At 68.3% G+C, this 24,385-nt stretch carries 23 protein-coding genes; 14 read left to right on the forward strand and 9 right to left on the reverse strand.

The window, feature by feature from the left end; translation table 11 throughout:
• Nucleotides 1-37: 37 nt before the first annotated feature.
• Nucleotides 38-316, reverse strand: coding sequence for a DUF2277 domain-containing protein (locus FFS72_RS23440; protein WP_137876198.1), 279 nt, complete (start codon nucleotides 314-316; stop codon nucleotides 38-40).
• A gap of 87 nt (nucleotides 317-403) precedes the next feature.
• On the opposite strand from FFS72_RS23440, the gene FFS72_RS23445 reads away from it, so the two are divergent.
• Together FFS72_RS23445 and FFS72_RS23450 are read left to right on the forward strand one after the other, a co-directional pair.
• On the forward strand, nucleotides 404-1,852 hold the full coding sequence (locus FFS72_RS23445) for a cytochrome P450 (protein ID WP_137876199.1): 1,449 nt from the start codon (nucleotides 404-406) through the stop codon (nucleotides 1,850-1,852).
• Between the two features lie 11 nt (nucleotides 1,853-1,863).
• A complete protein-coding gene (locus FFS72_RS23450; protein WP_249353486.1) occupies nucleotides 1,864-2,481 on the forward strand; it encodes a TetR/AcrR family transcriptional regulator in 618 nt (205 codons plus the stop codon).
• Nucleotides 2,482-2,545: 64 nt separating this feature from the next.
• On the opposite strand, the gene FFS72_RS23455 is transcribed toward FFS72_RS23450, so the two are convergent.
• Together FFS72_RS23455 and FFS72_RS23460 are read right to left on the reverse strand one after the other, a co-directional pair.
• The gene (locus FFS72_RS23455) at nucleotides 2,546-3,700 is read right to left on the reverse strand and encodes an acetyl-CoA C-acetyltransferase (protein ID WP_137876201.1); all 1,155 of its coding nucleotides are present in this window, start codon (nucleotides 3,698-3,700) and stop codon (nucleotides 2,546-2,548) included.
• A 16-nt stretch (nucleotides 3,701-3,716) separates the two neighbouring features.
• Entirely contained in the window at nucleotides 3,717-4,340 is a 624-nt protein-coding gene (locus tag FFS72_RS23460; RefSeq protein WP_137876202.1) for a TetR/AcrR family transcriptional regulator, read from the reverse strand.
• A gap of 40 nt (nucleotides 4,341-4,380) precedes the next feature.
• On the opposite strand from FFS72_RS23460, the gene FFS72_RS23465 reads away from it, so the two are divergent.
• Nucleotides 4,381-5,142, forward strand: coding sequence for an SDR family NAD(P)-dependent oxidoreductase (locus FFS72_RS23465; protein ID WP_137876203.1), 762 nt, complete (start codon nucleotides 4,381-4,383; stop codon nucleotides 5,140-5,142).
• A gap of 132 nt (nucleotides 5,143-5,274) precedes the next feature.
• On the opposite strand, the gene FFS72_RS23470 is transcribed toward FFS72_RS23465, so the two are convergent.
• Together FFS72_RS23470 and FFS72_RS23475 are read right to left on the reverse strand one after the other, a co-directional pair.
• Nucleotides 5,275-6,084: an SDR family oxidoreductase gene (locus tag FFS72_RS23470; RefSeq protein ID WP_137876204.1), complete on the reverse strand. Its 810-nt coding sequence runs from the start codon at nucleotides 6,082-6,084 to the stop codon at nucleotides 5,275-5,277.
• Complete coding sequence (locus FFS72_RS23475; protein WP_137876205.1) at nucleotides 6,081-7,286, reverse strand: acyl-CoA dehydrogenase family protein; 1,206 nt, start codon at nucleotides 7,284-7,286, stop codon at nucleotides 6,081-6,083. Before FFS72_RS23475 ends, FFS72_RS23470 begins: the two co-directional genes overlap by 4 nt.
• Nucleotides 7,287-7,331: 45 nt before the next feature.
• On the opposite strand from FFS72_RS23475, the gene FFS72_RS23480 reads away from it, so the two are divergent.
• From FFS72_RS23480 to FFS72_RS23510, 7 genes are all read left to right on the forward strand, one after another.
• Complete coding sequence (locus FFS72_RS23480) at nucleotides 7,332-8,885, forward strand: FadD3 family acyl-CoA ligase (protein WP_137876206.1); 1,554 nt, start codon at nucleotides 7,332-7,334, stop codon at nucleotides 8,883-8,885.
• Nucleotides 8,882-9,790 (forward strand): enoyl-CoA hydratase, encoded by a 909-nt coding sequence (locus FFS72_RS23485; RefSeq protein ID WP_137876207.1) that lies wholly within the window; start codon nucleotides 8,882-8,884, stop codon nucleotides 9,788-9,790. The genes FFS72_RS23480 and FFS72_RS23485 overlap by 4 nt, the downstream gene beginning before the upstream one ends.
• Nucleotides 9,790-10,953: an acyl-CoA dehydrogenase family protein gene (locus FFS72_RS23490; RefSeq protein WP_137876208.1), complete on the forward strand. Its 1,164-nt coding sequence runs from the start codon at nucleotides 9,790-9,792 to the stop codon at nucleotides 10,951-10,953. Before FFS72_RS23485 ends, FFS72_RS23490 begins: the two co-directional genes overlap by 1 nt.
• The gene (locus FFS72_RS23495; protein ID WP_137876209.1) at nucleotides 10,950-11,906 is read left to right on the forward strand and encodes an acyl-CoA dehydrogenase family protein; all 957 of its coding nucleotides are present in this window, start codon (nucleotides 10,950-10,952) and stop codon (nucleotides 11,904-11,906) included. Before FFS72_RS23490 ends, FFS72_RS23495 begins: the two co-directional genes overlap by 4 nt.
• Nucleotides 11,903-13,018 (forward strand): acyl-CoA dehydrogenase family protein, encoded by a 1,116-nt coding sequence (locus FFS72_RS23500; RefSeq protein ID WP_137876210.1) that lies wholly within the window; start codon nucleotides 11,903-11,905, stop codon nucleotides 13,016-13,018. The genes FFS72_RS23495 and FFS72_RS23500 overlap by 4 nt, the downstream gene beginning before the upstream one ends.
• Before the next feature lie 64 nt (nucleotides 13,019-13,082).
• Complete coding sequence (locus FFS72_RS23505; protein WP_137876211.1) at nucleotides 13,083-13,568, forward strand: nuclear transport factor 2 family protein; 486 nt, start codon at nucleotides 13,083-13,085, stop codon at nucleotides 13,566-13,568.
• Between the two features lie 251 nt (nucleotides 13,569-13,819).
• On the forward strand, nucleotides 13,820-17,701 hold the full coding sequence (locus tag FFS72_RS23510) for a patatin-like protein (protein ID WP_171018803.1): 3,882 nt from the start codon (nucleotides 13,820-13,822) through the stop codon (nucleotides 17,699-17,701).
• A 19-nt stretch (nucleotides 17,702-17,720) separates the two neighbouring features.
• Here FFS72_RS23510 and FFS72_RS23515 read toward each other — a convergent pair whose 3' ends face one another.
• Entirely contained in the window at nucleotides 17,721-18,056 is a 336-nt protein-coding gene (locus FFS72_RS23515) for a winged helix-turn-helix transcriptional regulator (RefSeq protein ID WP_137876213.1), read from the reverse strand.
• Nucleotides 18,057-18,193: 137 nt separating this feature from the next.
• On the opposite strand from FFS72_RS23515, the gene FFS72_RS23520 reads away from it, so the two are divergent.
• Complete coding sequence (locus FFS72_RS23520) at nucleotides 18,194-18,541, forward strand: DoxX family protein (protein WP_137876214.1); 348 nt, start codon at nucleotides 18,194-18,196, stop codon at nucleotides 18,539-18,541.
• 13 nt (nucleotides 18,542-18,554) lie between these two features.
• On the opposite strand, the gene FFS72_RS23525 is transcribed toward FFS72_RS23520, so the two are convergent.
• Nucleotides 18,555-19,727, reverse strand: coding sequence for a cytochrome P450 (locus FFS72_RS23525; protein WP_137876215.1), 1,173 nt, complete (start codon nucleotides 19,725-19,727; stop codon nucleotides 18,555-18,557).
• A gap of 164 nt (nucleotides 19,728-19,891) precedes the next feature.
• Between FFS72_RS23525 and FFS72_RS23530 the strand changes: the two genes are divergently transcribed.
• Nucleotides 19,892-20,749, forward strand: a complete 858-nt coding sequence (locus FFS72_RS23530) for an SDR family oxidoreductase (RefSeq protein ID WP_137876216.1) — start codon at nucleotides 19,892-19,894, stop codon at nucleotides 20,747-20,749.
• Complete coding sequence (locus tag FFS72_RS23535; RefSeq protein ID WP_137876217.1) at nucleotides 20,746-21,474, forward strand: acetoacetate decarboxylase family protein; 729 nt, start codon at nucleotides 20,746-20,748, stop codon at nucleotides 21,472-21,474. The genes FFS72_RS23530 and FFS72_RS23535 overlap by 4 nt, the downstream gene beginning before the upstream one ends.
• A gap of 3 nt (nucleotides 21,475-21,477) precedes the next feature.
• On the opposite strand, the gene FFS72_RS23540 is transcribed toward FFS72_RS23535, so the two are convergent.
• Nucleotides 21,478-21,921 carry an SRPBCC family protein gene (locus FFS72_RS23540; protein WP_137876218.1) on the reverse strand — a complete coding sequence of 148 codons (444 nt, stop codon included), beginning with the start codon at nucleotides 21,919-21,921 and terminating at the stop codon, nucleotides 21,478-21,480.
• Nucleotides 21,922-22,241: 320 nt separating this feature from the next.
• On the opposite strand from FFS72_RS23540, the gene FFS72_RS23545 reads away from it, so the two are divergent.
• Complete coding sequence (locus FFS72_RS23545; protein ID WP_137876219.1) at nucleotides 22,242-24,278, forward strand: neutral/alkaline ceramidase; 2,037 nt, start codon at nucleotides 22,242-22,244, stop codon at nucleotides 24,276-24,278.
• Between the two features lie 13 nt (nucleotides 24,279-24,291).
• Here FFS72_RS23545 and FFS72_RS23550 read toward each other — a convergent pair.
• Nucleotides 24,292-24,385 (reverse strand): integrase core domain-containing protein (locus tag FFS72_RS23550; protein ID WP_137876181.1); only part of this gene is annotated, 94 nt, incomplete at its 5' end.

The following is a 24,385-nucleotide window of genomic DNA, read 5'->3' on the forward strand; positions in this document are numbered from 1 at the left end:
GCACTTTCGACCGGATCAACCCGGCCGAAGGTGCCCTTCAGCCTTTCGCGGCGGCTGCCGCCATGCGGGCCTGCACCTCGGGGCGCCGCAGCGGTGGGACGCTCTGCGGCGGCTGGCGTCGCTCCGGCAGCGCGTCCAACAGCCGCTGCGTGGCCGCTGTGACCTCGGCGACGGCCAACTCGAACGGCTCGCGCGTGTGGTCGGACAGTTTGTGGATTCCGCTGACCTTCCGGACGTACTGGACCGCGGCGGCCTCGATCTCCTCCGCGGTGGCAGCCGGCTCCAGGCCGCGCAACTCGGTGATGTTTCGGCACATGCCTCGACGGTAACCCCGAAAGCACGCCGCGACGAGCCCCTCCGGTGCGTAGCGTGGTGGCCGATGACGTCATCAGGGGGGAAACGCATGACCGTCGAACTGTCGCCGCCCGGCTTCACCATCCCGCACCCGAAGCGGCGCGTCCCACTGCTCGGCGACGTGCTCGGGGTCAGTCCCCGCACCCCGGTTCAGGATTCGATGCGGTTCGCCGCCGAACTCGGTCCGATCTTCGAACGCAAGGTGCTCGGCAAGCGTTTCGTGATCGTGTCCGACCCGGACGTCGTGGCCGAACTGTCCGATGAATCCCGGTTCCGCAAACACCTGACCCCCGCGGTGGCGGCACTGCGCGGGATCGGTGGCGACGGACTGTTCACCGCGTACACGGAGGAACCGAACTGGAGGAAGGCGCACACCCTGCTCGCCCCGGCGTTCACGCAGTCGGCGATGCGCGGCTACCACGACACCATGGTCGACGTCGCCGCCGAGTTGACCGCCCACTGGGACCGCTCCCCCGGTGCGCCGATCGACGTCTCCTCCGACATGACGACACTGACGCTCGAGACGATCGGCCGCACCGGCTTCAGCTTTCCGTTCGGCTCGTTCGAGCGCACCGACGCGCACCCGTTCGTCGCGGCGATGGTGCGGGCACTGACCGACGCCCAGCGCGCGGTCACCCCGCTCGGCTTGGTGACGACGAGGCGCCGCCGCGCCCGGCACGATGCCGATGTCGCGTTTCTGGCGGAGGTCGTCGACGCGGTGATCCGCTCCCGCCGCGGCGCCCCGGACGGCACGACGCCGGACGACCTCCTCGAACTCATGTTGCGCGCCGAGCGGGACGCCGACTCGAATCGGGTGGACGAGCTCAACATCCGACACCAGGTGATCACGTTCCTCGTCGCCGGGCACGAAACCACTTCCGGTGCACTGTCGTTCGCCCTGTACCACCTCACTCGGCGTCCGGATCTGCTGGCCCGCGCACAGGAGGAGGTTGACCGCGTGTGGGGAACCGACCCGACTGCACGACCCGCCTACGAGCAGGTCGCGAAGTTGCGGTACGTGCGGCGGGTCCTCGACGAGACGCTGCGGTTGTGGCCGACGGCTCCCGCCTATGCGCGCGAGGCGATTTCGGACACGACACTGCGCTGTGGCCACCGGATGGCGGCGGGTGACTGGATGCTCGTGCTGATCCCGGCGCTGCACCGGAATCCGGTGTGGGGGGCGGACGCCGACGAGTTCGACCCCGACCGATTCCTCCCCGAACGTATGCGCGGCCGTCCGCCGCACGCGTACAAGCCCTTCGGTACCGGCGAACGGGCATGCATCGGACGGCAGTTCGCGATCCACGAGGCGACGCTCGTGCTCGGAACCCTCCTGCAGCGCTACGACCTGCGCGGCGACCCGGCCTACCGGCTCCGGGTCCAGGAGCGGCTGACCATGATGCCGACGGGTTTCACCATCACGGCCACCGGTCGCGCGGGCTCCACTCCGACCACCACCGTCGCCGATCCGGGCGGCCGACCGTCTCGCCTCCGGTAGTGTCCGCCCTTGTGAACCTGACACGCGATCGACGACCGGACGCGGGCGGCCCTGGCCGTCCGCGCGATCCGCAGGTCGATCGTGCGGTCCTCGACGCCACCATCGACCTGCTCGTCGAGGAGGGTTACCAGAAGACGACGATCCAGGCGATCGCCCGGCGGGCGCAGGTAAGCGCGCCCGCGATCTACCGACGCTGGGCGACCCGCGAAATGATCATCGAGGACGCCATCTTCGGCCTCCAGGACGGCGCCGACGTACCGATTCCCCCGGCGACCGACGACCTGCGCGCGGATCTGCTGGCGTGGACTCGCAAATTCCTCGATCGCACCGCGCACCCGGCGGCCCGCTCGGCCATCCCCGGTCTGTTGTCCGCGTACCACCACCACGACGGGGTTCACGAGCGCCTGGTCGAACGGGCCGAAGCGCCCACCCGCGCGGCACTGGTCGAACGGGTCCTCGGAGCGCGTCCGTATGCGGGAGCGCAGGCGGAGGCGACGGTCGGGATCGTGTTCGACATGTTGATGTCGTCCACCATGATTCGCGGTGTCGCGCACGGCTACGAGGGCGCGGACGAGTGGTGCGAACACCTGGCCGACGCGCTCTACGCCGTCATCGACACGCTGCGGTAGCGGCTACCGAACACGAGAACGCCCCGACGGCCCATGGCTGTCGGGGCGTTCTTCGTGCGATCGGTTACTGCTCGAGACGCTCGATGATCGTGACGTTGGCGGTGCCGCCACCCTCACAGATGGTGAGCAGGCCGTAGCGTCCGCCGGTGCGCTCGAGTTCGTTGAGCAACGTCGCCATCAGCTTGGTGCCGGTCGCGCCGAGCGGGTGCCCGAGAGCGATGGCGCCGCCGTTGACGTTGACCTTCGCCGGGTCGGCGCCGATCTCCTTGATCCAGGCGAGCACGACCGGCGCGAACGCCTCGTTGATCTCGATCAGGTCGATGTCCTCGATGGTCAGGCCGGTCTTGGCGAGCGCGTGCTGGGTGGCCGGGATCGGCGCAGACAGCATGAAGATCGGGTCGTCACCGCGGGCGCTCATGTGGTGGATCCGGGCGCGGGGCTTGAGGCCGTGCTTGGCGACGGCCTCCTCCGACGCGAGGAGCAGCGCGCTGGCGCCGTCGGAGATCTGGCTGGCGACGGCGGCCGTCAGCTTGCCGCCCTCGACGAGCACGTTCAGGCTCGCCATCTTCTCGAGGCTGGTCTCGCGCGGGCCCTCGTCGACGATCGCGTCACCGAGCGGCACGATCTCGTTGTCGAAGCGGCCCTCGGCGATCGCGGCCTTCGCGCGCTCGTGGCTCTGCAGTGCCCACTTCTCGAGGTCCTCGCGGCTGATGTCCCACTTGTCGGCGATCATCTCGGCGCCCTTGAACTGCGACACCTCCTGGTCGCCGTAGCGCTCGGTCCAGCCGGTCGACTCGGACGTCGGCGTGGTGAAGCCGTACTCCTTGCCGACGATCATGGCGGCCGAGATCGGGATCTGGCTCATGTTCTGGACGCCGCCGGCGATGATGAGGTCCGCGGTGCCGGACAGGATCGCCTGCGCACCGAACTGGATCGCCTGCTGGCTCGAACCGCACTGACGATCGACGGTCACGCCCGGGACGTGCTGCGGCAGACCCGCGGCCAGCCACGACATGCGCGCGATGTTGCCCGCCTGGCCGCCGATGGCGTCGACGCAGCCGAACACGACGTCGTCGACCTCGGACGCGTCGATCCCGGTGCGCTCGACGAGCGACTTGAGGATGTGCGCTCCGAGGTCGATCGGGTGAACGGTGGACAGGCCGCCGTTCTTCTTGCCGATCGGGGTGCGGATCGCGTCGACGATGTATGCCTCGGGCATGGGTACTCCTACGGTGTCAGTGCTGTGCGTCGGGGCTGGACAGCCCGTCGAGCACGATGGCGAGGTACTGCTTGGCTACGGTTTCCGCGGTCATCGGACCGCCGGGCCGGTACCACCGGACCGCGACCCACACGGTGTCCCGCATGAATCGGTAGACGAGTTCGATGTCGATGTCGGGCCGGAAGCTGCCGTCGGCGACACCCGATTCGATGACGGACACCCACAGGGTCCGGAACTCCCGGTTGCGTTCGGTGATGTAGGCGAACCGCTCGTTGCCGACGAGGTGCTTGGCCTCGTCCTGGTAGATCGCGACGGCGGCGTGCGAACTGTCGATCGCCTCGAACGACGCGACCACGAGTGCCTCGAGGGTGGCGCGCGCGCCGAGCCCGGACTCCGTGATGACGCTGTAGCGTCCGAACAGGTCGTCGAGGAATCTGCGCAGGATCTCGTCGACCATCGACTCCTTCGAGTCGAAGTGGTGGTACAGGCTGCCGGACAGGATTCCCGCCGCGTCGGCGATGTCGCGGACAGTGGTCGCGCGGGTGCCGCGCTCCGCGAACAGCGCGGCCGCGAGGTCGAGCAGCTCTGCTCGACGGCCCGACTTGGCGGCGGTTTCTTCGGCGCGGGTCGATGGGCTCACCCCGCCACCATACCAACCAAGCAATTGCTAGGGTAGACGGATGGTCGAGTCGTCACGCTGCGCAGTCGTCACCGGTGGGACCGGCGGAATCGGAATCGAAGTCGTCCGGCACCTGGCCGCGGCAGGACACCCCGTAGCCCTCACGTACCGCAGCAACTCCGAACGCGCCGACGCCGTCGTCGCCGAGGTCGCCGACGCCGGAGGTCGCGCCCGCGCGGACCGCGTCGACCTCACCGACAGCGCCGACGTCGCGGACTGGACGAACCGAGTCCGCACCGAATTCGGCGAGCCGTCCATCCTCGTCCACGCCGCGGGCCCGCACATCCCGATGGTCCACCTGTCGTCCGTGTCCCCCGACGTCTACGCCCAGCACCTGAACGCCGAGGCCACCGCCTTCTTCGCGGTCGTGCACGCCCTGCTGCCTGCACTGCGTGCAACGCAGGGTTCCGTCGTCGCGGTGACGACGGCCGCCACCGACCGCTTCCCCGTCCGCGACGGGCTGTCGTCCGGGACGAAGGGCGCCGTCGAGGCCCTCGTGCGTGCCTTCGCCGTCGAGGAGGGCCGGTACGGAGTCCGCTTCAACGCCGTCGGCCCCGGCATGCTCACCGACGGCATGGCCGAACGACTCATCGGCAGCGCAGACCTCGACGAGCGCGCACTCGCGGTCGCGAAGAGCCGAATCCCGCTGAACCGCTTCGGCCGTGCCACCGACGTCGCGGCGGCCGTCGCGTTCCTCGTCAGCGAGAGCGCGGGTTTCGTCACCGGCCAGAAGCTGAACATCGACGGCGGCTACACCGCCTGACCCCGCTCCGCTCTTCTTCCCCTACTTCCCCCCTCTTCCTGAATGGCCCATTGATTCAGTCGAACTGAATCAATGGGCCATTCAGGAAGAATTGCGCGACGGCTGCAGGAAGGTTCGCCGGGCGCGGAACGCCTACGCGCGCTGGCTGGAGATGGAGACGATCTCGCCGGTGAGGTAGGTGGTGTAGTCGCTCGCGAGCATGGCGATTGTCGCGGCGATCTCCCACACCTCGGCGGCGCGGCCGTATGCCTCGCGGGAGGCGAGGGTGTCGAGCAGTTCGTCGCTGGTGACCTTCGCGAGGAACGGGTGCTTCGCGATGGACGGGGCGACCGCGTTGATGCGGACGCCGTACTCGGCGGCCTCGATCGCGGAGCAGCGGGTCAGCGCCATGACGCCTGCCTTCGCGGCGGCGTAGTGCGACTGCGAGTGCTGCGCGCGCCAGCCGAGGACCGACGCGTTGTTGACCAGGACGCCTCCGTGCTCGACCGACTTGAAGTAGCGCAGCGCCGCGCGGGTGGCACGGAAGGTGCTGTTCAGGGTGATGTCGAGGACGCGGTCCCACTGGTCGTCGGTCATGTCGACGATCGGGGTCTCGCCGCCGAGGCCTGCGTTGTTGACGAGGACGTCGATGCGGCCGAGCTTCTCGGCGGCACCTGCGATGAGGGCGTCGACCTGTTCGGTGCTGGAGACGTCGCACACGAACGACTCGATCTGCTGACCGCCGAATTCGGCGGCGAGCTTCTCGACGGTCTCGCCGAGACGACGCTCGTGGAAGTCGGAGACGAGGACGTCGCCGCCTTCGAGGAGTGCGCGACGGGCGGTGGCGAAGCCGATGCCGGTACCTGCGGCCGCGGTGACGACGACCTTCTTGCCCTTGAGCAGGTTGTGGCCCTCGATCTCGGCGGGGGCGACGGACAGGGGCGACTGGACTGAGGTGGTCACGGGCGTGCCTCTCGGGGAAGGCCGAGCACCCGCTCGGCGATGATGTTGCGCTGGATCTCGTTGGATCCGCCGTAGATGGTGTCGGCGCGGCTGAACAGGAACAGTCGCTGCTCGTCGCTGAGGTCCGCGTCGGCTCCGAAGGGTCCGTCGCCTGCGAGCAATCCGTCGGCGCCCGCGACCTCCATCGCGAGTTCACCGAGGCCGCGATGCCAGTTGGCCCACAACAGTTTCGCGACGGACGCCTCGCCGCCGTTGCCGGTGGCATCGACCGAGGACAGGGTGCGCATGGCATGGGCGCGCATCACCTGCAGGCCCATCCACGCGCGCGTCAGCTTGTCCTTGATGACGGGATCCTGGGCGGCGCCGTTGCGTTCGGCCTGCTCGACGATGGCGGCGAGTTCCTTCTCGAACCCGACCTGCTGGCCGAGGGTGGAGATGCCACGCTCGAAGGTGAGGGTGCCCATGGCGACGGCCCAGCCCTGACCGGGCTCACCGACGACGAGGTCTGCGTCGGTGCGGGCGTCGTCGAAGAACACCTCGTTGAATTCGGAGGTGCCGGTGAGCTGGAGGATCGGCCGGACCTCGATGCCCGGCTGGTCCATCGGGACGAGCAGGTAGGACAGGCCCTTGTGGCGCTGCGATCCGGGTTCGGTGCGCGCGACGACGAAGCACCACTGTGCGACGTGCGCGAGGGAGGTCCACACCTTCTGCCCGTTGATGCGCCACTGGTCGCCGTCGAGCCGGGCGGACGTGGTGACGCCGGCCAGGTCGGAGCCGGCATTGGGTTCGGAGTACCCCTGGCACCACAGTTCGCTGACGGTGTTGATGCCGGGCAGGAAGCGGCGCTTCTGCTCCTCGGTGCCGAACGCGATGAGCGTCGGGCCGAGCAGTTCCTCGCCGAGGTGGCTCACCCGCGCCGGAGCGCCCGCGCGGGCGTACTCCTCGTGGAAGATCACCTGCTGGCTGATGGTTGCTTCCTTGCCGCCGTACTCCTTCGGCCAGCCGAGGCAGGTCCATCCGGCCGCGGCGAGGTGCCGGTCCCACGCGAGGCGCTCGTCGAACGCCTCGTGCTCACGACCCGGCCCGCCGAGGCCTTTCAGTCCGGCGAACTCGCCGGTCAGGTTGTCGGCCAGCCACTCACGGACGGTGGCGGCGAACTTCTCGTCGTCTACTGCTGTTCCCAGCCCCTGGCTTGCATCCACATCGGTAGAGTAACCTACCAAGCACTTGCTAGGTAGAGGAGTCCAGTGACCACTGACGTGAAGACAACACCCGCAGCACTCGCGCGGGCCGCGAGCGTATTCGGTGACAAGGACGCCATCGCCGACGGTGACGTGCGAATCAGCTACACGGGCCTCCTCGACCGGGTCCGCACGGCCGCCCGCGCCCTGATCGCCCGGGGAATCGAACCCGGCGACCGGGTCGCCATCTGGGCCCCGAACACCCACCACTGGGTGGTGGCCGCACTCGGAGCCCAGTACGCAGGCGCCGTCATCGTGCCCATCAACACCCGGTACACGGGCAGCGAAGCACTCGACCTCGTCGTGCGCACGAAGGCGAAGGCGCTGGTCGTCGTCGGGGCGTTCCTCAAGTCCGACCGGTACGCCGACCTGCAGCGCGCGGCGTCCCCCGGCGATCTCGAGAGCCTCCACACCGTCATCCGGATCCCCTTCGACGGGGACGCCCCGACCGACGGCGTCATCGAGTGGAGCGAACTCGACACGCTCGCAGCCGGCGTGCCTGCCGAGGTTGCGGATGCCCGCGCCGCCGCCGTCTCCCCCGACGACGTCGCCGACATCCTGTTCACCTCCGGCACCACCGGGAAGAGCAAGGGCGTCATGACCGCGCACCGGCAGACCATCGGTGTAGCCGACGCGTGGGCGGAATGTGCCGAGATCACGTCGGCCGACCGGTACCTGATCATCAACCCGTTCTTCCATACGTTCGGCTACAAGGCCGGGTTCGTCGTCTGCGTGCTCAACGGCGCGACGATCGTCCCGATGGCCGTGTTCGACGTGCCGAAGGTCGCGGCGAAGATCGCGGACGAGAGGATCAGCGTCCTACCCGGCGCCCCGACGATCCACCAGTCCATTCTCGACCTGCCGGGCCGCGACGACTTCGACCTGTCGAGCCTGCGGGTCGCCGTCACCGGCGCTGCCGCGGTCCCCGTGACACTGGTCGAACGACTGCAGAGCGAACTGTCCTACAAGGCGGTCCTGACCGCGTACGGACAGACCGAAGCCGTCGTGGTGACCATGTGCCGCACCGACGACGACCCGGTCACCGTCTCCACGACGTCGGGACGCGCCGTACCCGGCATGGAGGTCCGCATCGGCGACCATGGCGAGATCCTCGTCCGCGGCGACAACGTCATGCTCGGCTACCTCGACGACCCCGACGCGACGGCCAAGACGATCGACGCGGACGGCTGGCTGCACACCGGCGACGTCGGGGTCATGGACGAGCGCGGTTACATCGACATCACCGACCGTCTCAAGGACATGTACATCTCGGGCGGGTTCAACGTGTACCCCGCGGAGATCGAGAACGCGCTCGCCCGCATCGACTCGGTCGCCGAGACCGCCGTGATCGGCATCCCCGACGAGCGGATGGGCGAGGTCGGCCGCGCCTACCTGGTCGCCAAGCCGGGACGTGTCGTCGACGCCGACGAGGTGCGCGCGTACTGCAAGGAGAACCTGGCGAACTTCAAGGTGCCGCGCGAGATCCGCATCGTCGACACCCTGCCGCGCAACCCGTCCGGCAAGGTCCTCAAGAACGAACTGCGAGAGGACAAGTCGTGACAGCGTCCACCGATCACGTCCCGGCCGACGCGGTTCCCGACGAGGGAGAGGTCGTCACCTACGAGGTGCGCGGACGCGTCGCCGTCGTGACGATGAACCGTCCACGGTTCCGCAACGCCCAGAACTCGGTCATGACGTACGCCCTCGACGCCGCCTTCCAGCGGGCCGTCGAGGACCCGGACGTCGGCGCGATCGTGCTGGCGGGCAACGGTGACCACTTCAGCGCGGGCCACGACATCGGCACCGTCGGACGCGACCACCACGTCTCGTACGAGAACAAGGCCGTCATGTGGTGGGACCACGTCGACCGCCCGGGCGGCGACCAGCGTTTCGCCCGCGAGATGGAGGTCTACCTCGGGATGTGCCGCCGCTGGCGGGACCTGCCGAAGCCGATGATCGCGATGGTACAGGGCGCGTGCATCGCCGGCGGCCTGATGCTGTCGTGGGTGTGCGATCTGATCGTCGCTTCCGACGACGCATTCTTCGCCGATCCCGTTGTCCGGATGGGAATTCCGGGCGTGGAGTACTTCGCCCACCCGTGGGTGCTCGGCACGCGCGCGGCGAAGGAGATCCTCTACACCGGCGATCGGTTCAGCGCGCAGCGCGCCTACGAGTGGGGCATGGTCAGCCGGGTGGTCCCGCGCGACGACCTCGGAGCGACGGCGATGGATCTCGCCGACCGCATCGCGACGATGCCGCAGTTCGGTCTGGCGCTGACCAAGAAGGCCGTCAACCAGTGCGAGGACCTGATGGGAATCCGCGCAGGCATGGACTCGGTGTTCGGCCTGCACCATTTCGCGCATGCCCACAATGCCGAGATCGGCTCAGGCCCCCTCGGCGGTATGGATGCAACCTCAATGAAGCAGCACGGCTCAGCCGTGACGAAGAAGGCTGGAGAGCAGTAGTGGATCTCGAATTCGACGACGCCACAGTCGCGTTCCGCGACGAAGTGCGTGCATTCCTGGCGGAGAACGTCCCCTCCGAACCCCTGCCGCACATGGACACGGCCGAGGGCTTCGAGGCGCACCGCCAGTGGGAGCGCACCCTCGCGGAGGCCCGCCTGTCGGTGGTGTCGTGGCCCGCCGAGTACGGCGGACGCGACGCGACCCTCGAGCAGTGGGTGATCTTCGAGGAGGAGTACTACCGCTCGGGTGCGCCCGGACGTGTGAGCCAGAACGGCATCTTCCTGTTGGCGCCCACCCTGTTCGAGCACGCGAGCAAGGAGCAGCTCGACCGGATCATGCCGCGGATGGCCCGCGCCGACGACATCTGGGCGCAGGCGTGGTCCGAGCCGGAGTCCGGCTCCGACCTGGCCAGCCTGCGCGCCACCGCCACCAAGGTGGACGGCGGCTGGCTGCTCAACGGGCAGAAGACGTGGAGCTCGCGTGCCGCGTTCGCGGACTGGGGCTTCGGCCTTTTCCGTTCCGACCCGGAGGCGCAGCGCCACAAGGGCATCACCTATTACATGTTCGACCTGCGGTCGAAGGGTGTCACCGTCCGTCCGATCGACCAGCTCGACGGTCTGCCCGGCTTCGCCGAGGTGTTCCTCGAGGACGTCTTCGTCCCCGACGATCCGGCGAACCCCGGTGAGTCCGGCGTGATCGGCGCCGTCAACGAGGGCTGGCGCGTCGCGATGAGCACCGCCAGCAACGAACGCGGCCTCTCCCTGCGCTCCCCCGGACGGTTCCTCGCCGCCACCGACCGGCTCGTGCAGCTGTGGAAGGACGGCGGCGACGCGTCCGACACCGCACTGCGGGACCGCGTCGTCGATGCGTGGATCGGCTCGCGCGCCTATGAACTGAGCACGTGGGGCACCGTCACCCGTCTCGCCGACGGCGGCCAGCTGGGCCCGGAGTCCTCCATCAACAAGGTGTTCTGGTCCGAATGGGACGTCGCCACCCACGAGACCGCACTCGACCTGCTCGGGCCCGAGGCCGAACTCGCCGACACCGCCTGGATGCACGGCTACCTGTTCTCCCTCTCCGGCCCGATCTACGCCGGCACCAACGAGATCCAGAAGAACGTCATCGCCGAGCGCCTGCTCGGCCTACCGAAGGCTGACCGATGAGATTCGCGCTCGACTCCTCGCACACCGACTTCGCGGACAGCATCGACTCGTTGCTCGCGAAGTCCGACATGCCTGCCGTCATCCGCTCCTGGAATGCGGGCGACACCGCTCCGGGCCTGAAGGTGTGGCAGCGCCTCGCCGAGACCGGCGTCACCGGACTGCTGATCGACGAGGCGCACGACGGCCTCGGTGCCGACGCGATCGACCTGGTCGTCGCCCTCGAACAGCTGGGACGCCATGCCGTTCCCGGTCCGGTCGCCGAGACGGTCGCCGTCGCGCCGATCCTCCTGGCAGGCGCGGCACCGGACCGGCTGTCCGCACTCGCCGAGGGATCGCTCGCCACCGTCGCCGCTCCGCCGCTGGTGCCGTTCGCGGTCGACGCGGACGCCGTCGACCTGACGCTGCTCGTCGAGGGCACCACCGTCAGCACCGCAACCCACGGTGAACGCCGCGGGTCGGTGGACCGCTCCCGGGGACTGTTCGCCGTGACCGCCGCCGAGACCCTCGGCGACGCGGACACCGAACGCGCCTTCGACCTCGGCGCGCTCGCGACGGCCGCGCAGCTGCTCGGACTCGGCCGCACCATGCTCGACATCACGACCGAGTACGCCAAGCAGCGCAAGCAGTTCGGCAAGGCGATCGGCAGCCAGCAGTCGATCAAGCATCACCTCGCCGGTGTCGCGGTCGGCCTCGAGATGGCGCGTCCCCTGCTCCTCGGCGCCGCGATGGCCGTTCGGGACGACTCCCCCACCGCACGCCGGGACATCTCCGCCGCGAAGGTGGCCTGCGGCGACGCGGCGTACCGCGCGTCGCGGATCGCGCTGCAGGTCCACGGCGCGATCGGCTACACGATGGAACACGACCTGTCGCTGTGGCTGACCAAGACCCGCGCACTGCTGACCGCATGGGGCACCCCGGCGGAGCACCGCGCCCGAGTGATGGAGGCGCTGTGAGCGTCGCGGCGGTCGGTGCGTTCACCGACGAACAACTCGAACTGCGCAAGACCGTCCGCGCGTTGCTGACCAAGCATGCCGACCAGGCGGCCGTCCGCAAGGCGACCGAATCCGAGCACGGGTTCGACGCGACCCTGTGGGATCTGCTGTGCCAGCAGGTCGGTGTGGCCGCACTGGCCATTCCGGAGGAGTTCGGCGGCATCGGTGCGTCCGCGGTCGAAACCCACCTCGTGATGGAGGAACTGGGCCGTACCCTCGCCCCGACACCGATGCTCGGGTCCGTCGTCCTGGCGGCGCAGGCGATCCTGGCGTCAGGTGATGTCGCGGCGTGCGAGCGGCTGCTCCCCGGCATCGCCGAGGGCGCCTCCATCGCCGCACTGTGCTGGACCGGATCCGACGGCTCCTGGGACACCGAGCGCGTCGGCGTCACTGCTGCCGGCGACTCCCTCACCGGCAGCAGCCATTTCGTGCTCGACGGCTCCTACGCGGACGTGCTGGTCGTCGCGGCGTCCGTGGACGGCCGCGTCGCGCTCTTCGAGGTCGACCCCACGCAGGACGCGGTGACGCGGCGGCGGGTCCCGACGATGGACCCGACCCGTAGCGTCGCGGTCGTCGAATTCGCCGGGGCAATCGGCACACTGCTCACCGCCGACGGCACCGCGGCGCTGGAGCGGGTCCGTGAGATCGCGTGCGTCGCGCTGTCCGCCGAGCAGGTCGGCGCCGCCGAGCAGATCCTCGCGAGCACCGTCGAGTACAGCAAGTCGCGGGTCCAGTTCGGTCGTGCGATCGGCAGCTTCCAGGCACTCAAGCACCGCATGGCGGACCTGTACTTCCTGGTGGAGACGGCCCGGTCGGCGTCGTACGGGGCAGTCTCGTCGCTGTCGGAGGGTGCCGCGTCCGCCGCAACGGACGCCACTGTCGCGAAGATCTACTGCTCGGAGGCACTGCAAGCCGTGACCGGCGACGCGATCCAGCTGCACGGCGGCATCGCGATCACCTGGGAGCACGACGCCCAGCTGTTCTTCAAGCGTGCGCACGGCAGCGCACAGTTGTTCGGCCAGCCTCGCACGCATCTGCACGCGCTCGAGGGCTCCGCGGGCCTGTCCGCGTGATCGTCGGGAGGCGGATTCGTCGAATCCGCCTCCCGCGCACGCTCGGGGCTGTCATGCTCCGCCGATGGACCTGGCAGCACTCGAAGAGATCCGTCAGCTCAAATACCGGTACTTCCGGACGCTGGACCTGAAGCGATGGGACGAGTTCGCGGACACCCTCGCGAACGACATCGTCGCCGAGTACGGCACCCACGCCCTCTCCGACCCCCTCGTCTTCGAGGGCCGCGACGCGCTGGCCGGCTTCATGAGCAAGACGCTCGGCTCCGCGATCACCACGGTCCACGTCGCCAACCATCCCGAGATCACCGTCACCGGCGATACCGCGACCGGCTCGTGGTGCTTCGAGGACACGGTGATCGTGCCGGATGCCAAGAGCCTGATCCGCGGCGCGGGCTACTACTCGGACGAGTACCGACGCGACGAGGACGGCCGCTGGCGCATCACCCGCACGTCCTACGCCCGGATCTACGAGTCGCTGGTTTCGCTCGACGACATCCCGAGCCATCAGTTCCTGTCCCACATGTGGGCGGCTCGCGAAGGGAAGAACTGACCGGCGTCCACTTTTCCCGACTGGCCGGAGGTTCTACCCGCGCAGTGGGTTCTCCACGCCGACAATGTCTTTTCGGTCCCTAAGGATCGGTGACAGCTCGTCCCTTGCCGGGAGACAATACAGACAGACCGGTACGTTGCCAGGTCGGTGACCGACCGCGTTCACCCGGGTCCGAACTTCGCATTCGGACTGCACCACCGGGCGGCTGTTGCTGTGGCCGACTCCCGGAACAGCCTTCTGGAGGCATGGGCATGCCCGATCCGAGGCGCACTCCCCTGGAGGAAATCAGACTCGCGGTTGTGCTGAACGGAGGCGTCAGTCTGGCGGTGTGGATGGGCGGGGCGTGTCTCGAAATCGACCGGGTGACAAAAGCCGGGACCGCGCAACCGCCGAATCCATACGACGCCATCCTCGACATGGTCCGGAGCAGCGCGCGAGTCGATGTGCTTTCCGGCACCTCGGCCGGGGGAATCAACGGGGCCGCGTTGGCCCTGGCACAGACGAACGAGTTCGCGCACCTCGAGATTCTCCGTGACCTGTGGGCCGACGGCGGTCGCATGCAATCGATGCTGCGCCAGCCCTTTCGAGGATCGCCTTCCTCCCTCTTGCAGGGTGACGAGTACTTTCTGCCGCAGATGCAGCGGGCATTCACCCGCCTGGCGGATCCCTTCGAACCCCGCGATGACCATCCAATCGACCTGACGATCACCACAACGCTGTTGACCGGAGCGCCGCTCGTCACCGTCGACGGGCTCGGCCAGCGGCTACCGCAGTCGATACACGACGGGCGTTTCCGGTTCGTGCAGGACCCCGACCTCGCGCTGACCGACCTTGGCGACCCGGTCCCCACCGACGCATTCACGAAGGAGAAGGCCGCCGAGACAGCGCGACAGCTTGCGCTGGCGGCGCGGGCCACCTCCAGTTTTCCGATCGCGTTCGAGCCGTCGTTCGTCCCCGTCAATCACTCTGGCACCGACGACACGGCGTCACCGGACATGGCGACCTGCGCCTCCTGGGCTTCGAAAACCACTGGCTGCACCGAGAACCGCGATCGGTCCCGCTTCACTGTCGACGGCGGCCTGCTCGCCAACACGCCGACCGTTGCTGCGTTGCAGGCGATCAACCGGATGCCGGCTCACGGGCCGACCCGCAGGGTGATGCTGCTGGTGTATCCACACGCGCCGGCCGCGATGCCGTCGACTTCCGACGACGAGTCCACACCACCGACCATCACTGCGCTGGGCGGCAAGATCATCGGCGCGCTGTCCTCCCACGGAAGTCGCACCTTCGTCAATGAGATCGAGGCCCACAACAAGGCCGCACGGGGCCGCCGTCAGGGCCGGACGGAAATCATCGAGGCGATTCCCACCGGCCCGGTCGGCGGGACGGCGTACGGGCTGCGCAGCCTGGCCCGCACGTTGGAACCGCACCACCGACGACTTCGTGTGGAGCGGGCAGCGCAGAAGCTGGCGATGCGGGTGCCACCCCAGGAGTCGTGGTCCACCGACCGGGTTCGCTTCGCCTGCGAAAGTGCCCACCGCACCTGGTTGCAGGATCATGGGTCGCTTCCGTACATACCTGCCGACCGCACGACCGTCGGTCCCACCCTCGACCCGACGGTGTGGAACTGGGGCGACGAAACGGCAGCCGGTGTGGCCGAGGCCGCACTCGACCTGATCCGCCGATCCGCAGTGGTGTGCCTGGCGACGGCGGAGGAGGAGAGGCACAACAACGGCCCACTGGGCGCCGAGCGAGCCGAGGTACACCGGTCACGGACAAACCTGCGCAAGCTCCGGAACAGCCTCGACCTGCCCTGGCTGACCGATCCGGAACTGCGCGGCCTCGAGCCGGACGAGTCCTACTGGCGACTGAGACTGGCCGCATACGAGTACCACATGATCGGGGACGATCGGAGCCTTGCCAGATTCGGCCTCACACACTTGGCGCCCGCCGCGGCCCGCGCCCGCGCCTTCCGCCTGCCGGATGCGGAAAATGCGCCCGCTCCCGGTCTGTTCGGCAAGCAAGTGCGGGACGAAGCCGAAAGGATTGCGCGTGCCGTGCACGACACCATCCGCAGGATCCGCGGAATCGACGCGGGTGCAATCGAGCAGGCACGGTTGGGTGAATGGCGAGACCTCTTCGCCGGTGCCACGACGGATGACGAGGTACTCGCGCTGCTGGTCGACCTGGAGATCGCGTCCTTCTGCCTGCTGGACGAGGCCGTCGAAGGTGAATCGGTGATCCGGCTCGTGCAGATGAGCATGCAGACGGACAACCCCTTCGCCGAGGTCAGCCTCACGCCGGACGACAAGGTGGGCGGGATGGGCCTGCACCGCTTCGCGGGATTCCTCAAACAGTCCTGGCGAGTCAACGACTGGATCTGGGGGCGCCTCGACGCCGCGACCACACTGTGTCGGGTGGCGCTCACACCCGAACGGCTGCGTCGGGTGGCGGTCCTGGAGAACAGGACCGCCGGGCATGAGCAGGCCTGGCTCGACGAATTGCTCGCTGACCTGTTCGGCACCGAGCTCCCGACCGGCGTGCGGTTCGATCACGCGAAGAAGGAGGCGCTGGGCGAACTGGCGGAGATCCTCGATCCTGCGAAGCTGACCGGCGACCTCCCGCCCGCCGCGGAACACCTCGCCGCGCTCGCCGCCTGGGCTGTGCACATCGACGTGATCCTGCGCGAATTGCCTGCGCTGGCAGCCGGTGTCCGCGCGGACAGGACCGACGGCGCCAACTCGCGGTCCCGGGGCGAACTGTTCCTGCAGAACCAGGCCGCACTGCTGAAGGAAGTCGAATCGTTCAACAGTCGCCCCGAGGACGAGGGGACCCGTCGAGTCGCTCTCGGTGTGCGCGCCCTGCATGCCTTCGACTGCGCCGGAATCGGGAGGGAGCAGTTGGCCGAAGAAGGAACCAGTGACCAGATGATCGCCACCGCGACCACGAGCGCGGCCGTAGCGGTCACGACGATCGACGGGCCGCACCTCGGTGTCCCGGCACTACGACCGCTCACGCGCACCCTGCGCGGCGCGGCGCTGTTGCCGTACTGGGTCATCACGGGTCTCACTCGCGCCGGATCGACAGCACGCCTCCTCGCTCTCACGGCACTCGCCATCGGCGGGATGCTGTTGCTGATCTCGATGTTCGGATCGTTGCCGAACTGGGCGGCCGGCCCCACCGCGATCGTCGGGATCAGTGCGCTGCTCACCGGAATCGGTTATGCGGCCCTGCGTTCCGGCACTCTCCTCCATGGCCTGGTCCTGCTGTCACCGGTGGTTCCACTACTCGTCTACGCGACGAGCAATGACGACGGGGAACCTTCGGGCGATCTGTTCACTGTCGGCGTCGTGCTCGTGGCCGCCGCGATCATCGCCGCGTTGCTGATCCTGGGCAGCCTTCCAGCGCCGGTCCACAGCCCGGTGGCGGTCCTCAAGGATCACTGGAAACGCCTTGCCCTCGGCGCCGGTGCGGTCATCGGAGTCGTCGCCGTTGCGGTGGCCTCGTGGCGGTATCTCCCGGGCTGGATCAGCGCTGTGCGGTCCTGGCTCGGTCAGCACTCCGCACCGGACCCCGTGTTCTGGTGGTCGACTGCCGTCGCCGTGGTCGTGCTCGTGCTCGCGGGAGCATGGACATTCTGGATCGGTCGCTCGATGCAGATACTGACCGAAGTACAGGTGCGTGCCGACGTCCCCACGACGGAAGAAGAGTTCCAGAAGGTTGTCCAGCCCGCAGCGGTGACAGCCTCCTGGGCATTCGTCTACGGCGTCCTGTACCTGGCCGCTGCCCTGTTGCTCTGGCACCCAGCTGCGGAAAGCAACTGGGCGCTTGCCGGATTCGTCGTCGCCGGGTCGTTTGGCGTACTTCTTGCCCTGGTCGTCCCGACGGTGGTGGTGATGCGGTGCCGGCGCCGGATTCGCAGGCGGCTGACGCTTGCCGCGCCTGCGATCCCCGACCTGCGCGCGGCGCGTACCAGTGCCGGCCAGGTCGACGCCGGCGCCGCCGCCGCCGCTCTACTGCGACATCTGAAGGCCCACGGCATGACCTACCGATTCCTGGTGGCCACGGGGGCGAAACTCACCCGGTACGGGACAAAGACCGCCCGCGACTGCGCCGAGGAGGCACAGGCGTGAGCAACTACCCGATCGGCACTCAGTCGGTCAGGTTGTCCCGCGCCCACACGGCGATCGCGTCGAGCGCGGGAATCAACGCCTCGCTCGCGGCGGTGGCGCGGTAGACGACGGTGATCGGCGGGCCGTCCTCGACGGTCCGTTCCACCAGGCCGGCGGCGGTCAGTTCGGTCAGTCGCTCGGAGAGGACCGAGTCGCTGATTCCGGCCACGGCCCGCTTGAGCTCGGAGAATCCGGCGGGGCCCTGCACGAGGGTGCCGATCAGCACGCCGTTCCACCGCTTGCCCAGGAAGCTGAACGCCCGGCTCAACCCCGCGTCGCACGCGCGCGGCTCGTGGTGTTCGGCGTCCTTCTGCATGCCCCCACCCTACCCCTCGACTATCACGTCCCTAGTTGCTAGTTTTTCCGAAGTGAGCTAGCTTCTTCGATGTTGCTAGTTTTTCCGAAGCGCCATGCCCGACGGTTCGACGGCGCCCACCCCCTCAGGAGCCACCCATGTTCATCGCCGCCGCCATCGTCTCGGTCCTGCTGGCCCTCATGCTGACCTTCTCGGCCTTCGGCAAGCTCACGAAGAACCCCATGCAGGTCGAGAGCATGACCGCCGTGAACTTCCCCGTCGACAAGATGTGGCTGCTCGCGATCGCCGAACTAGCAGGCGCTGCCGGCCTGGTCGTCGGCCTGTTCTGGTGGCCGATCGGTGTCGCGGCCGCCGTCGGCGTCGTCGCCTACTTCCTCGGCGCAGTGGTCATGCACCTGCGCGCCAACGACAAGAACATCGCCCCCGCAGGGGTCCTGATGCTCGCCGCCGCCGCGGCCGCCGTCCTCGCACCGCTCGCCGCGTAGGCCGCTCCGCCGCCTACCACCGGACGGGCATCGCCTCGATCCCGGTGACGAAGTTGGCCGGCCGACGCGGCAACGGCGCGTCGGTCGCCAACTCCATCGCCGGGATCCGTTCGAGCAGTCGCTCGAACATCAACCGCCCCTCGAGTCGGGCCAACTGGTTTCCCAGACAGAAGTGCGATCCGAAGCCGAAGGCGATGTGCGGGTTCGGGTTCCGGGCGATGTCGAAGGTCTCGGGATCCTGGAACACCGATTCGTCGAAGTTCGCCGACTCGAACAACAACATCATCTTCTCCCCCGCGCGCAGCTGCGTCCCGTGGAACTCGACGTCGCGAGTCACGGTGCGGCACATGTTCTTCACCGGGGACACCCAACGCAACATCTCCTCGAGCGCGAGCGGCAGCAGCGCACGGTCCGCGACCAGTTTGTCGCGCTGCTCCGGGTTCCGGAGAAGTTGCTCCATCCCTCCGCTGAGCACGTGCCGGGTGGTCTCGTCACCTCCGATCAGGATGAGCAGGGTCTCGGCGACGATCTCCTCGTCCGTCATCCGGTCCCCGTCGATCTCCGCGTGCACGAGAACACTGATCAGGTCGTCCGTTGGCTCCGAGCGGCGCTCCGCGATCGTCCGCATGGTGAAGTCGACGTACGACACGTACGCGGACATCATCTTCGCGATCATGTCGTCGGATACGTTGCTGCCCTGGGCCTTCACGAGATCGTCGCTCCACTCCAGGAACATCGCCCGCTCGTGCGGGCGGACACCGAGCATGTCCCCGATGACCGCCATCGGCAGTGGCGCCGCGAGATCGCGGACGAAGTCGCACTCCCCCTTCTCCACGACCGCGTCGATCAGCTCGTCGCAGATCCGACCGATGTCGTCGATCTTCGACTCGACCTGCCTGCGGGTGAAGCCGGTGTTGACGAGCTTGCGCCTCTTCAGGTGCTCGGGGTCGTCCATGTCGATCATGTGCGGCAGAGCCCCGACCTCCGGCCGGATTCCGCCCGCGTTGGAGAACAGACCCGCATCACGCTCCGCGTCGATCACCGCGGCGTAGGTCGACGCCCCCGCCATGCCGTTGCGGTCCCGGAACACCGGCTCGTTCGCCCGCATCCAGGCGTAGGCCCTCCTCGGATCACCCAGTTCCCACGCGTAGAAGCGTCCGTCGACCAGTTCGAAGTCGGGTCGCATCGTGTCCGTCCCCTCGGTCCGTCTCGCTCGCGACAGGTGTCAGCCCGAGCGTATGCCTCTCCGACGCAATGCATGTTCAAAACCGGACGGCGGTGGTAGAACAGGTTCCACCACGTGCAGGGTGGCCGCAGCGATCACACGAGCCGAGGGGAGCTCCGGAGAACATGAACGGCCCAGTGAACACGAGCAGCGCCGACGGTCTTCGCGGCAAGTCGATCCTGGTGACGGGAGGCGGGAGCGGCATCGGGCTCGGGGTCGCGGACCTGCTCGCCCGTTCCGGCGCCCACGTCACCATCGTCGGACGCACCGAGGACCGACTCATCGCGGCAGCGTCGACGATCACGCCGGCAGACGGCGGCTCTATCACCCACCACGCTGCCGACGTCACCGTCGAGGACCAGATTCACCAGGCCGTCGCGGCCGCCGCCGCGGTCACCGGTCGACTCGACGGCGCCGTGGCCTGTGCGGGCGGTAACGAGACCATCGCACCGGTCACCCAGATCGACGTCGACGCCTGGCGCCGAACCGTCGAACTGAACGTCACCGGAACGATGCTGACGCTCAAGCACTCTGCCCGCGAACTGGTGCGCGGGGGCGGCGGCTCGTTCGTGGCGATCTCCTCGATCGCGAGCAGCAACACCCATCGCTGGTTCGGCGCCTACGGGGTCTCGAAGTCCGGGGTGGACCATCTCGTGCAACTCGGCGCCGACGAACTCGGCGCGAGCAACGTCCGCGTCAACTGCATCCGACCTGGTCTCACCCGAACCGATCTCGTCGCCCTCATCACCGACGGTGGGCCCCTCCTCGAGGACTACCGGGCGTGCACGCCGCTGCCCCGCATCGGGGAACCGGAGGACATCGCACGGCTCGCCCGATTCCTGCTCGGGGACGAGTCCACCTGGATCACCGGGCAGGTCATCAACGTCGACGGAGGTCAGATGCTGCGCCGCGGTCCCGACTTCAGCTCGATGCTCGAGCAGGTGTACGGCGAGGACGGGCTGCGCGGGGTGGTGGCGCCGTGACCGCCCACGAGATTCTCGGCAGGCAGGTCGCGATGCCGGTGCAGATCAGGAAGGCGACGGCGTTCATGGCGATGTACTCCGTCCCCACCTCGGCGGCGCAACGGCTGATCGACCCGACCGGCCTGGAGATCCTGCAGTACCGGCCGGGCCGCGGCCTGTGCGGACTGGTGTTCGTCGACTACGTGGACGGAGATCTCGGTCCGTACAACGAATTCGGTGTCGTGTTCATGGTTCGCGATCACCGCACCCGCGGCGGATCCGTTCCCGGTGACCTGCGCGCGCTGGCGACGGGTGGCTCCGGGGCGTTGATCCACCAACTCCCCGTCGACGGGGACTTCACCCTCGCCGCCGGGCGCGGGATCTGGGGCTTCCCGAAGGTGCTGGCAGAGTTCGAGGCCGACCATGCGTCGGACGTCAAGCGCGCGTCGGTCAGCCAGGACGGCCAGCTGATCGTCGACCTCACGGTCAAGCGCGGATTTCGCGCGCCCGGCGCCGCGAAGAGCACCACCATGCAGGCCTACTCGCACATCGACGCCATCACGCGCTGCACGTCGTGGGACATGAACCCGGACGGTGTCCGCACCCGTCTCGGCGGTGCGGAGGTGACGCTCGGGTCGCATCCGATCGCGGACGAGCTGCGGTCGCTCGGACTGCCACGCCGGGCCCTGATGACCACCTCCATTCCCGACCTGAAGATGACCTTCGGAGAAGCAACAGCGGTGTGACGGTCAGGCTTCCAGGATCGTCTTCGCCTTTTCGAGACTGCTGCGGACGTCGTGCGCATGGAGCTTCTGCACGATGGGGTCGGCGAACTTGAACACACCGGTGCCCGCCTCCGCTTCGGAAACCCATGTCACGCGGGTGTGCTCGCCGTCGACCGCGAAGTCGAGTTCGCGGTCGTAACCGACCTTCGACTTCACCGAGCGGAACCCGAGACGCTTGTTCGCCTGGTAGTCGGTGAGTTCCTCCGTTGCCTCCAGTTTGAATCCGGCGACCTTGGCCGTGAACGACGTCACCGAGCCGACCTCGTCGGGCTTGCCCGACTCCAGGTTGTAGTCGACGACGTTTCCGTTCCAGGCGGGTGCGTTGTCCGGATTCGACATGTACTCGAACACGTCGGCGACCGGGCGCGCAATCATGATCGATTCCTCGGTCCTCAGCGTCTTGGCCATGGCAATTCCTGCCTCGTGGGATACGCACGCCCGAGAGTCGAGCGCGCTGGGATTGCGACCTCGATCGGACACATCCGCTATCGCACTGTCGAGCCGGCACGGCACATCGTGGCGCCACCTACCTCAGGCATCGCGAACGTCCCTGCGCATGCCCGCTCGAGTCCCCGACCGCGATCTTGTTGGCTTTCTCATCGTAGTCCCGGAACGGGTCACGACAGAAGGCCGCGAGGGCCCTTGCCAAGGGCGGTGTTGTCGTGATGAGGTAGCAATTGGACACTTGACCAACTTGCATTTCGGCAGCCTTGCAAAGGAATTCCCCAGTGAAGATCAGTCGACGCAGCGTGCTCGCCGGTGCGGCCGCCGTACCTGCCCTCGCCGCCCTGAGCGCCGGTTCGGCCCAGGCCGCACCCCTTCGCACGGCCCCGTCCGGAACCGGACTGCGGGTCGGCGTCGGCATCGCCGACGTGACCGGCCCCGTCGCCGAGAACGGCATGATGGGGTACTCGAGCTTCGACCAGGTCGCCGAGGGTCTGCACCAGCGGACCAGGGCCCGCGCCTACGTCTTCGCCGACGCCGCCGACACCCGGGTGGTGTACGTCTGCGTCGACACCTGCATGGTGTTCCAGTCGGTCCACGACGAGGTGATCCGCCGCCTGCACACCGCATTCGGAGGCGCCTACACCGAACGCAACGTCATGCTCACCGCCGTGCACTCGCACGCCGCGTGCGGTGGGGCGTCCCACGACTACGCGTACACGCTCGCCAACCTCGGCTTCCAGCCCTTGACCTTCCAGGCCGAGGTGGACGGCATCGTCGAGGCGATCACCGCTGCACACGACGATCTCGCCCCCGGCACGGTCGCGTACGGCCGCAGCGAACTGACCGACGCCAGCGTGAACCGTTCCCGCATCGCCTTCGACCGAAACCCGCAGCGCGACAAGGACTACTACCCGCTCGGGATCGACTCGTCGATGCGCACCCTGCGGATCACCCGGTCCGGCACCGACGTCGGGGCGATCAACTGGTTCGCCACGCACTGCGCATCACTGACCAACGAGAACCTCCTGATCTCGGGCGACAACAAGGGCGCGGCCGCGTACTTCTGGGAGCACGACGGCGAGGGGGTCCGGTACCTCGACGGCGCACCGGGATTCGTGGCGGCCTTCCCCCAGACGAACTCCGGCGACATGTCCCCGAACCTGCACCTCGAACCGGGCAAGGGACCGACCGACGACGAGTTCGAGAACACCCGCATCATCGGTGAGCGTCAAGTCGCCGCTGCCCGCACGGCGTTCGCCGACGCGGAGGCGATGTCGGCGACCACCGTCGACTCCCGCGTGATGTACCTGGACATGGCGAATCAGGTGGTCGACGGACGCTTCACCCCGGACGGCCAGCAGCGCCGCACGGCACCGGCGTGCGTCGGCGCCGCCATGAGTGCGGGCAGCACCGAGGACGGGCCCGCGCTCCCGCTCTTCCCCGAGGGCGCCCGCAACCCCCTCGTCGACGCCCTCGGCGGCATGAACGCACCCGTGCCGAACTGGCTGGCGGACGCGCAGGCACCGAAGCTCGTGCTTGTCGCCGTCGGTCTCCTGCCGCCGGACGGCTGGGTTCCGCACGTCCTCAAGATCCAGATCCTCCGGATCGGGGACGTGTACGTCGTCGGTGGTCCTGCCGAGTTCACGATCGTGTCGGGCCTACGGATCCGCCGCACCGTCGCCGAGGAACTGGGCGTGCCGTTGGAGAACGTCATCTTCCAGGGCTACGCCAACTCGTACTCGAGCTACTGCACCACGCCCGAGGAGTACGAGGCGCAGCAGTACGAGGGCGGTTCGACCCTGTTCGGCCGCAACACCCTTCCCGCATATCAGCAGGGCTACGCCGCACTCGCCGCGGCGATGCACACCGGAGCGGACGTGCCCCGCGGCCCGGCGCCCCGCGACATGTCGGGGTTCCAGCCCAACTTCGGGCCGGAGGTTCCGGTGGACGCCCCGCTCGCGGGACGGCAGTTCGGTGACGTGCTCGTGCAGCCCGCCTCGACGGCGTCAGCGGGTACACAGGTCGCGGTCGAGTTCGTCACGGGCCATCCCAAGAACAACCTGCACCGCGGCGGCACGTTCTTCGAGGTCCAGCGCGAGGACGGCGCGCGCTGGCTCCGGCACGCCGACGACGGCGACTGGTCGACGAAATTCCGTTGGCGGCGTGAGGGATCGAACGCGTCCGTCGCCCGGATCACCTGGGACGTCCCCGCCGGGACGCCGGCCGGAACCTATCGGATCCAGCACTTCGGTGACCGGAAGAACCCGGACGGTTCGATCACCGCGTTCACCGGGACCTCCGCACCCTTCACCGTCTAGGTGTACCCGGCCATCAGGTTGGTGTCAGGCGGCTGACCGGCGGGAGCCCTCCGAGTGCGCTGTGGCGTCGTCGAGTGTTGTAGTACTCGACCCAGGGCGCAAGTGCT

This window comes from Rhodococcus sp. Q, assembly GCF_005503035.1.
Lineage (GTDB): Bacteria > Actinomycetota > Actinomycetes > Mycobacteriales > Mycobacteriaceae > Rhodococcus_G.

Excerpts from the sequence above, each read along its gene's own strand:
- FFS72_RS23455 (WP_137876201.1), bottom strand. The coding sequence starts at position 3,700 with ATGCCCGAGGCATACATCGTCGACGCGATCCGCACCCCGATCGGCAAG.
- FFS72_RS23540 (WP_137876218.1), bottom strand. The coding sequence starts at position 21,921 with ATGGCCAAGACGCTGAGGACCGAGGAATCGATCATGATTGCGCGCCCG.
- FFS72_RS23520 (WP_137876214.1), top strand. The coding sequence starts at position 18,194 with ATGTTCATCGCCGCCGCCATCGTCTCGGTCCTGCTGGCCCTCATGCTG.
- FFS72_RS23515 (WP_137876213.1), bottom strand. The coding sequence starts at position 18,056 with ATGCAGAAGGACGCCGAACACCACGAGCCGCGCGCGTGCGACGCGGGG.
- FFS72_RS23530 (WP_137876216.1), top strand. The coding sequence starts at position 19,892 with ATGAACGGCCCAGTGAACACGAGCAGCGCCGACGGTCTTCGCGGCAAG.
- FFS72_RS23440 (WP_137876198.1), bottom strand. The coding sequence starts at position 316 with ATGTGCCGAAACATCACCGAGTTGCGCGGCCTGGAGCCGGCTGCCACC.
- FFS72_RS23525 (WP_137876215.1), bottom strand. The coding sequence starts at position 19,727 with ATGCGACCCGACTTCGAACTGGTCGACGGACGCTTCTACGCGTGGGAA.
- FFS72_RS23510 (WP_171018803.1), top strand. The coding sequence starts at position 13,820 with ATGCCCGATCCGAGGCGCACTCCCCTGGAGGAAATCAGACTCGCGGTT.
- FFS72_RS23445 (WP_137876199.1), top strand. The coding sequence starts at position 404 with ATGACCGTCGAACTGTCGCCGCCCGGCTTCACCATCCCGCACCCGAAG.
- FFS72_RS23505 (WP_137876211.1), top strand. The coding sequence starts at position 13,083 with ATGGACCTGGCAGCACTCGAAGAGATCCGTCAGCTCAAATACCGGTAC.
- FFS72_RS23465 (WP_137876203.1), top strand. The coding sequence starts at position 4,381 with ATGGTCGAGTCGTCACGCTGCGCAGTCGTCACCGGTGGGACCGGCGGA.
- FFS72_RS23495 (WP_137876209.1), top strand. The coding sequence starts at position 10,950 with ATGAGATTCGCGCTCGACTCCTCGCACACCGACTTCGCGGACAGCATC.